This is a genomic window from Streptomyces sp. SPB074 (assembly GCF_000154905.1).
In the GTDB taxonomy this organism is placed as follows: domain Bacteria; phylum Actinomycetota; class Actinomycetes; order Streptomycetales; family Streptomycetaceae; genus Streptomyces.
In genome coordinates this window covers 1971180-1979242 of the sequence record NZ_GG770539.1, presented here as the reverse complement: position 1 = coordinate 1979242, position 8063 = coordinate 1971180, and the positions used below count along the sequence as shown (strand labels likewise).

General features: G+C 72.3%; 5 protein-coding genes and 1 pseudogene. 1 reads left to right on the top strand and 5 read right to left on the bottom strand.

Going from position 1 to position 8063, the window contains the following annotated elements; translation table 11 throughout:
- Window positions 1–323: 323 nt before the first annotated feature.
- The 3 genes from SSBG_RS07875 to SSBG_RS07865 all read right to left on the bottom strand — a co-directional run bounded on the left by SSBG_RS07875 (window position 324) and on the right by SSBG_RS07865 (window position 3230).
- Complete coding sequence (locus SSBG_RS07875; protein ID WP_037871227.1) at window positions 324–1076, bottom strand: amino acid ABC transporter ATP-binding protein; 753 nt, start codon at window positions 1074–1076, stop codon at window positions 324–326.
- A gap of 86 nt (window positions 1077–1162) precedes the next feature.
- On the bottom strand, window positions 1163–2143 hold the full coding sequence (locus SSBG_RS07870; protein ID WP_420790265.1) for an amino acid ABC transporter permease: 981 nt from the start codon (window positions 2141–2143) through the stop codon (window positions 1163–1165).
- Between the two features lie 112 nt (window positions 2144–2255).
- The gene (locus SSBG_RS07865; protein ID WP_008745659.1) at window positions 2256–3230 is read right to left on the bottom strand and encodes an ABC transporter substrate-binding protein; all 975 of its coding nucleotides are present in this window, start codon (window positions 3228–3230) and stop codon (window positions 2256–2258) included.
- 818 nt (window positions 3231–4048) lie between these two features.
- Here SSBG_RS07865 and SSBG_RS07860 point away from each other — a divergent pair.
- Window positions 4049–5377 (top strand): NAD(P)-dependent malic enzyme, encoded by a 1329-nt coding sequence (locus tag SSBG_RS07860; RefSeq protein WP_008745657.1) that lies wholly within the window; start codon window positions 4049–4051, stop codon window positions 5375–5377.
- Between the two features lie 456 nt (window positions 5378–5833).
- Here SSBG_RS07860 and SSBG_RS07855 read toward each other — a convergent pair whose 3' ends face one another.
- Both SSBG_RS07855 and SSBG_RS35670 read right to left on the bottom strand, forming a co-directional pair.
- The gene (locus SSBG_RS07855; protein ID WP_008745655.1) at window positions 5834–6946 is read right to left on the bottom strand and encodes a PadR family transcriptional regulator; all 1113 of its coding nucleotides are present in this window, start codon (window positions 6944–6946) and stop codon (window positions 5834–5836) included.
- A 242-nt stretch (window positions 6947–7188) separates the two neighbouring features.
- Window positions 7189–7836 (bottom strand): annotated as a pseudogene (locus tag SSBG_RS35670) (DUF4097 family beta strand repeat-containing protein); the annotation flags it as partial.
- Between the last annotated feature and the right edge of the window lie 227 nt (window positions 7837–8063).

Here is an 8063-nt window from a genome sequence, read left to right as displayed (position 1 = left end):
AAAAAAAAAAAAAAACAAAACACAAAAAAAACACCCACCGTGCCACACCCTATCACAAAAATAGATCATGATAGGGAGTGGGGGTGTTGTTAGGGTTAAGTTTAGAATCTGCGTATTTTTTTTATTAATTAGAAAAAAAAGAGAGACCAAGAGGAGACAACGAGCGCAGGCAACTTGAATATTCCTCGCAAGTACGGAAAACATGACAAATCTCCCCCGCCCCGCCGGGCGAGCCGTGCCTGCCGACCGCCCGCGCCCCGTACTGCCGGGCCCGCGCCCCGTACCGCCCCGCCCCGTGCTGTCTCATCGGTTTGCCGGGTGGTTCACAGGACCTTCGAGAGGAAGGCGCGGGTGCGGTCGTGGCGGGGGGTGGTGAGGACCTCGCGGGGGTGGCCGGACTCGACGACGACGCCGCCGTCCATGAAGACGAGGGAGTCGCCGACCTCGCGGGCGAAGCCCATCTCGTGGGTCACGACGATCATCGTCATCCCGCTCTCGGCGAGGTCGCGCATGACGTCGAGGACGTCGCCGACCAGTTCGGGGTCGAGCGCCGAGGTCGGCTCGTCGAAGAGCATCAGCTTCGGTTCCATCGCGAGCGCGCGGGCGATCGCGACGCGCTGCTGCTGGCCGCCCGAGAGCTGGGCGGGGTAGCTGCCGGCCTTGTCGGCGAGCCCCACGCGCTCCAGGAGGGCGCGGGCCTGCTCGCGCGCCGCCGCCTTCGCGAGACCCTTGACCTGCGTGGGCGCCTCGATGATGTTCTCCAGCGCCGTCTTGTGCGGGAAGAGGTTGAAGCGCTGGAAGACCATGCCGATGTCGCGGCGGCGCAGCGCGACCTCGCTGTCCTTGAGCTCGTACAGCTTCTCGCCGCGCTGCCGGTAGCCGACGAGTTCGCCGTCGACATACAGGCGGCCCGCGTTGATCTTCTCCAGGTGGTTGATGCAGCGCAGGAAGGTGGACTTGCCCGAGCCCGAGGGGCCGATGAGGCAGAAGACCTCGCCCTGGCGCACTTCGAGGTCGATGCCCTTGAGCACTTCGACGGGGCCGAAGGACTTGTGGACGGCCTCGGCACGGACCATGGGCACCTGCCCGCCGGTCTCCGTCACCGCTGCCTGCCCGCCGGTCTCCGTCGCGGGCGCCAGGGCGTCCTTGCTCATGCGGTCGCTCATGCCATGCCTCCGTTCGGGCGGCCCACGGCCAGGACGCTCGCCCTGACCTTCTGCCAGGGGGTCGCGGGCAGGGCGCGGCTGGAGCCGCGCGCGTAGTACCGCTCGATGTAGAACTGCCCGATGCTCAGGACCGAGGTGAGGATCAGGTACCAGGCCGCGGCGAGGAAGAGCATCTCGACGGGCGCGCCCGAGACCTGGCCGATGTCCTGGGCCGCGCGCAGGAGTTCCGGGTACTGCACGGCGGCGACGAGCGAGGTCGTCTTGAGCATGTTGATGACCTCGTTGCCCGTCGGCGGCACGATGACGCGCATGGCCTGCGGGATCACGACGCGGCGCAGGGTCTTCGCGTGGCTCATGCCGAGCGCCTGCGCGGCCTCGGTCTGGCCCTCGTCGACCGCGAGCAGTCCGGCGCGGCAGATCTCCGCCATGTACGCGGCCTCGTTGAGGCCGAGGCCGAGCAGCGCGGTGAGCAGCGGGGTCATGAAGCTGGCCCAGTAGTCCTTGTAGACGGGCCCGAGGTTGATGTACTCGAAGACGAGGCCCAGGTTGAACCAGACCATGAGCTGCACGAGGACCGGCGTGCCGCGGAAGAACCAGATGTAGAACCAGGCGATCGAGGAGGTCACCGGGTTCTTCGACAGGCGCATGACGGCGAGGACCACGCCGCCGACGATGCCGATGACCATCGCGACGACGGTCAGGAGCATCGTCTTGCCGAGGCCGCTCAGGATGCGGTCGTCGAAGAAGTAGTCGGGGACGGCACCCCAGTTGATCTTGCCCTGCGCGAAGGCGTAGACGAGCGTGCCGAGGACGGCGAGCGAGACGATCGCCGCGACCCAGCGCCCGTAGTGGCGCACGGGCACGGCGCGGATGGCCTCGGCTGCGGCGCGCTTCTCGGCCGGGAGGGGACGGGGGGTGCCCTCGGGCGCGGACGCGGGGTCCGGCTCCGGAGGTGTGGTGGGGTCGGCTGGGGACACGAGTGCTGCCTTCGCTCCTGGGGGTGGGGTCGGGCGCGGGCCGGGCCCGCGCGGGGCCGGGGCGCGGGTGCGTCCGGGTCCTGCGGTCCCCGGCACCGGCGCCCCGGTCAGGTCACTTGCCCGCGTTGACGGCGGCCTCGGTGACCTTGCCGTCCTCGACGCCCCACTTCGAGATGACCTTGTCGTACTCGCCGTTGGCGATGATCGCTTCCATGGCGCTCTTGATCGCGTCGCGCAGCCCGGTGTTCGACTTGGCGATCGCGATGCCGTACGGGGCCGCCTCGACCTGCTCGCCGACCAGCTCGAAGTCCTTGCCGCCGCCCGAGGTCTTGACGGCCCAGGCCGCGACGGGGAAGTCCGAGGAGCCCGCGTCGCCGCCGCCCGCGCGCAGGCGGGTCTGGGCCTGCTGGTCGTTGTCGTACGCCTCGATGGCGATCTTCTTGCCGCCCGCGCACTTCTTCGACTCGGCCTTGGCGAGGTCGTGGGAGACGGTCCCGCGCTGGAGGACGATCTTCTTGCCGCACAGGTCGGCCCAGGTCTTGATGCCCTGCGTCTTGCCCTTGGGCGTGTAGATCGAGACGCCGGCCGTGAAGTAGTCCACGAAGTCGACGCCCTCGCCGACCTTCTTGCCCGTGTCGCCGTCCACACCGTTCTGGCGGTCGGCCGTGTCGGTCATCGCGGACATCGCGAGGTCGTAGCGCTTGGAGCGCAGGCCGGTCAGGAGCGTGTCGAAGGTGGCGTTCTGGAACTCGAACTTCACGCCCAGTTCCTTGCCGAGCGCGTCGGCGAGGTCGATGTCGATGCCGACGACCTTGCCGGACTTGTCCTTGTACTCGACGGGCGGGTACGCGATGTCCGAGCCGACCTTGATGACGCCCTTGTCGCGTATCTCCTTCGGGAGCTTCGCGTTGAGGGAGTCGCCCGCGCTCTTCGAGGTGCCGGCCGAGGCGGCGGGCGCCTTCTTGTCGTCGTCCTTCGTCTGGTCGCCGCAGGCGCCGAGGAGCAGGGCACCCGCCACCACGACAGCGGCGGCCGTCGCTGCGCGGGGCTTCACGGCGAACAGGCGACGCGGGGAATGGGCGGTCATGAGGGTCCCTCCGGCGGAAGTCTGGAATTGCCGACCGGGGTCACGGTGAACGCGTCTTCGAGTGTCGTGACCCAGTGCGATGCACGGCATCTTGCCATTCGGACAAGACCGCTCAGGGGGTCATCGATGTCAAAATCGGATAACGGGAACAGGCGGGGAGCGTCCGCATGTGTAACAGGAGCTGCGGAGGGCGGGGTTGACGGGCTCCCGGAGGAGCGCCGGTCGGAGGGTGGCCGGGCGTGCGGGCGCCGGGCCTGGGGCGGTATTCCGGGATGCGAGACGCTATGCCGGTTCTCGGCGGGGCTGCGCGGGCTTGACGCGCGGTGGGGCGCTTGGGGACTTCCGCGCGTCTTGGGCGCTCTTGAGCGGGCGTGAGGTGGTTCGGCGGGGCGTTTCGGGTGCCGCCGGACCGGGGTGGCGGGGCTCGTCGAGGTGCGGGCGGGGGGCTCGTCGAGGTGCGCGCGGGGGCGCGGCGCGGCTGCCGGGGGCGCGTCGGGGGGTGTGCGGCGCGGCGTGTGACCCGGCACTCGTCCGAAAGGACTCGTACGAGGCAGGCGCGATCCGGTAGAAAAGACGGCTACACCCCTCATCAGGGGCCCAGGACGCGTGTGCGGCGCGTCCGCGCGCAGATGCCCGTACCCGTGGCCTATTCCTTCGCGGAAGCGTTTCCCCTCCCGGAAGTGTTCCGCGAAAGCGTGGAAGCCGTGGTCCCCGACCGGGGGCCCGGGCCGCCGGCGGGCCGCGCGGTGCCCGCCCGCCCTCCTCACCAGGGGGCGGACACCCTCAACTGACGATGAACGAACAAAGGGGTTCCTCCCATGTCAGCTCAAGCGGACCTTGCCGAAGCCACCCCCGATTCCGGCGCTTGTGCGGGCGCCACGGGCACGGGCGACGGCTCCGCGACCCACCCGGACGCCGCCCAGCCGGACGCCCGGCCCGACGGCCATCCGGGCGCCGCCCGCCCGGACGGGCCCGACGCGGCCGACCCGGACGCGAGCCGCCATCCCGCCTTCGCCCTCCACCGGGGCGGCAAGATGGCGATCACCGCGACCGTCCCGGTGCAGAACCGCGACGACCTCTCGCTCGCCTACACGCCCGGCGTCGCCGAGGTGTGCACGGCCATCGCCGAACGCCCCGAACTCGCCCACGAGTACACGTGGACCTCGCAGGTCGTCGCCGTCGTCACGGACGGCACGGCCGTGCTCGGCCTCGGCGACATCGGCCCGGCCGCCTCGATGCCGGTCATGGAGGGCAAGGCGATCCTCTTCAAGCAGTTCGCGGGCGTCGACGCGGTGCCGCTCGCGCTGGACACGACCGACACGGACGAGCTGGTCGAGACCGTGGCACGGCTCGCGCCCTCCTTCGGTGGCATCAACCTGGAGGACATCTCCGCGCCGCGCTGCTTCGAGATCGAACGGCGCCTCAAGGAGCGCCTCGACATCCCCGTCTTCCACGACGACCAGCACGGCACCGCCGTCGTGACCCTCGCCGCGCTGCGCAACGCCGCGAAGCTGACGGGGCGGGAGATCGGCGCGTTGCGCGCCGTCATCTCGGGCGCGGGCGCGGCGGGCGCGGCCATCGCCAGGTTCCTGCTCGGGGCGGGGATCGGCGACGTCGCCGTCTGCGACCGCAAGGGCGTGCTGAGCACCGGCCGCGCCGACCTGACGCCGGTCAAGCGGGAGATCGCCGAGCTGACCAACCTGGCGGGGCTGAGCGGCTCGCTCGCGGACGCGCTGGCCGGGGCGGACGTCTTCATCGGTGTCTCGGGCGGCACGGTGCCCGAGGCGGCCGTCGCGACGATGGCCGAGGACTCCTTCGTCTTCGCCATGGCCAACCCGAACCCGGAGATCCACCCGGACATCGCCCACAAGTACGCGGCCGTCGTCGCGACCGGGCGCAGCGACTACCCGAACCAGATCAACAACGTGCTCGCCTTCCCGGGCATCTTCGCGGGCGCCCTCAAGGTGCGCGCGTCCGACATCACGGAGCGCATGAAGATCGCGGCGGCCGAGGCGCTGGCCGACGTGGTCGGCGCGGAACTCGCCGCCGACTACGTCATCCCCTCGCCCTTCGACGCGCGCGTCGCCCCGGCGCTGACCGAGGCGGTCGCCCGCGCGGCCCGCGAGGACGGGGTCGCCCGGCGCTGAGGCACCTCGCGCGGAACGGCCGGACGGCGCGCGCGGGCGCCGAAGGGCTCCGGAACGGGCGCGGGCGCGTCCCTGCCGGAGCCCTTCGGCGGTTCCTTACGGGGCGGGGCCGGTCGGTGGGCGGCGGTGCTACGGGGCCGGGGCGGCCGGCTCGTACGGGCGGGGCCGATCTCGGGGGCGCGGACGGCCGTGACGGCGCACGGCCCGTGCGCCGTACGCGAGCCGTGCCCCGTGGGCGGGGCGCTCGCCGGGGCTTGACGCGGGACGTTCGCCGGGTCCGTGGGCGTGGCGTCCGCCCGTCGCATACGAGGCGCGCTCGCCGGGTCCGTAGGCGTGGCCCCCCGTCCGTACCCACGGGCTCCGTGCCGCCGGGGGATTCCCGTGCCTCCAGCGCGGCGAGGTGGAGGACCGCCTGCCAGAGCGGGGCCCGGCCGAGCGGGCCCCAGCCGATGGTGGTCATTCAGCGGACGGCTCCCCGAGGACGGCCGCGATGCGCGCCGCCGCCCGCGCGAGCTGTTCGCGGGCCGCGTGGAGCTGCGCGGACGTGACCCCGCCGTCGCGCGCCGCGTCCCTGACGTCGTCGCGGAACCGGTCGAGCAGCCGCTCCAGTTCGCGGACCGGATCGCCCTCGGCTAGGGGTTCCGCGGCCCAGCGCGGCGGTACGGGCCCGGGGCCCTCGCCCGTCAGGTCCGCCTCCGCCTCGTCCAGGTCGTCGGAGAGGTGCTTCTCCAGGTCCGGGGACCCCTCGCGGCCCTTCTCCGCCCGCGCCTCCCAGGGCGCCCGGCCTCCGCCCCACGCGCCCCAGGGGCCGCCGCCCGGCCCCTGGCCGAACCCGCCCTCGCGCCCGAAGCGGCCGAACTCGCGGGTCAGTTCGCTCAGGCCCTCGCGCAGCCCGGTGGGCCAGTCGCCCCGGCTGAAGTGCTCCTGCATCTGCTGCTGCACCTGGCGGGCCATGTGCTGGAAGTGCTCCTGCGCCTCCTTGGCCTGCGCCTTCGCCTTTGCCTGCGCGTCGCGCGCCTGACGGCGGGCCCGCTGCGCGTCCTCGCGGGCCCGGCGGCTCTCGTCGCGCGCCTGGCGCGCCTGCTCGCGCCACTCCTGCTTCGCGCGGCGCAGCTCCTCCTTCGCGACGCGCCACGCCTCGCGCTCGCCCTCGCCACGCCCGGGACCCGTGCCGCCCTCGGCGCCGGAGCGGCCCGTCTCGGCGTGGACCTCGCGGCGCAGCTCGCCCGCCGCGCCCCGTACGTCGTCGTGGATCTCGGCGGCCAGTTCGGCGAGCGACTCGCGCATCTCCAGTTCCAGTTCGGCCAGTTCACCCCCGCGAGCGGCGAGTTCCGCGCGCCCGGGCGCGGTGATCGCGTACACCTTCCGGCCGCCCTCGGTCGTGTGCGTGACTAGGCCCTCGGACTCCAGTTTGGCGAGGCGCGGGTAGACCGTTCCCGCCGAGGGCGCGTACAGCCCCTCGAAGCGCTCCTGGAGGAGACGGATGATCTCGTAGCCGTGGCGCGGGGTCTCGGCGAGGAGTTTGAGCAGGTACAGCCGCAGGCGGCCGTGGGCGAAGACGGGGGCCATCTCAGAGCACCTTCCTGTCGGGCTGGTCGGGCTGGTCGGGCTGGTCGGGCTGGTCGGGCTGGTCGGGCTGGTCCGGTCGGCCGGGGCCGTCCGGTGCCGGGGTTCCGGGCGTCGGCCGGGCCGGGGTCCTCGGCCGGGCCGGGCTCGTCCGCGCGCGGCGGCCTGCGCAGGAGCGCGAGGGAGCCGGTGACGGTCGTGGCCCTGAGCCTGCCATGCCCGGAGCCGAGCCTTCCGGTCACCCTCTTGCTGCCCCAGCCACCGCTGACACGCAGGTCCTCGAAGGCGTTGGAGACCGAACCGCTCGCCGTGTCCGCCTCGACCGTCGCGTCCGCCGGGTGCGGGAGGCGGATCGCGACCTGGCCCGAGACGCTCGTGAGCCGGATCTCGGCCGGGGCCTCGCCGGGGGCCAGGTCGAGGATGATGTCCCCGCTCACCGAATCGGCGCGCACGGAGGGGCCCGTGCCGTCGACGAGGGTGAGGGTGCCCGTGACGGAGGCGAAGCGGAGCGGGCCGCTCCCCGCCTGCGCCTCGAAGGCGCCCGAGACCGTCTCGGCCTCGACCGGGCCGCTCAGGCGCGTCAGCGTGGCACCGCCCGAGACGCTGTGCACGACGAGCGGCGCGTCGAGCCCGGAGACCGTGACCCCGGCACCCGCCACGTGCACCTCCACCTGCGTGCCGGCGGGCACGACGAGCGAGACCACCGCGTGCCGCTCGCGCGTCCGGGCGGCGAGCCACTTGAGCGGGCCGCGCCACGGCACGTCCGGGTACTCGACGGTGAGTACGCCGTTCTCGCTGCTCACGTCGAGCGGCGGGCCGTCCACCTCGGCGACCTGGAGCCCGATCCCGGAGTCCGGGCCCGAACGCCCGACGACGTTCACCTCGCCGCCCATGAGCCCGACGCGCACGATCCGCACCGGGTCCTCGATCCTCAGTTTCCGCGCTTGCGCCACGGACCACTCGGCCATGCCGAACCTCCCCGTTCTTCCCTCGTACGTGTGTCACCCGTACGTGTCCCGCGCGAGACGCGCGGAGCGTGCGGGCACGGCGCACCTGCGGCACGCGACAGCGCATCGCGTCATATCGCGTTCTCTGCGGAACACGATATATCGCGGATCGG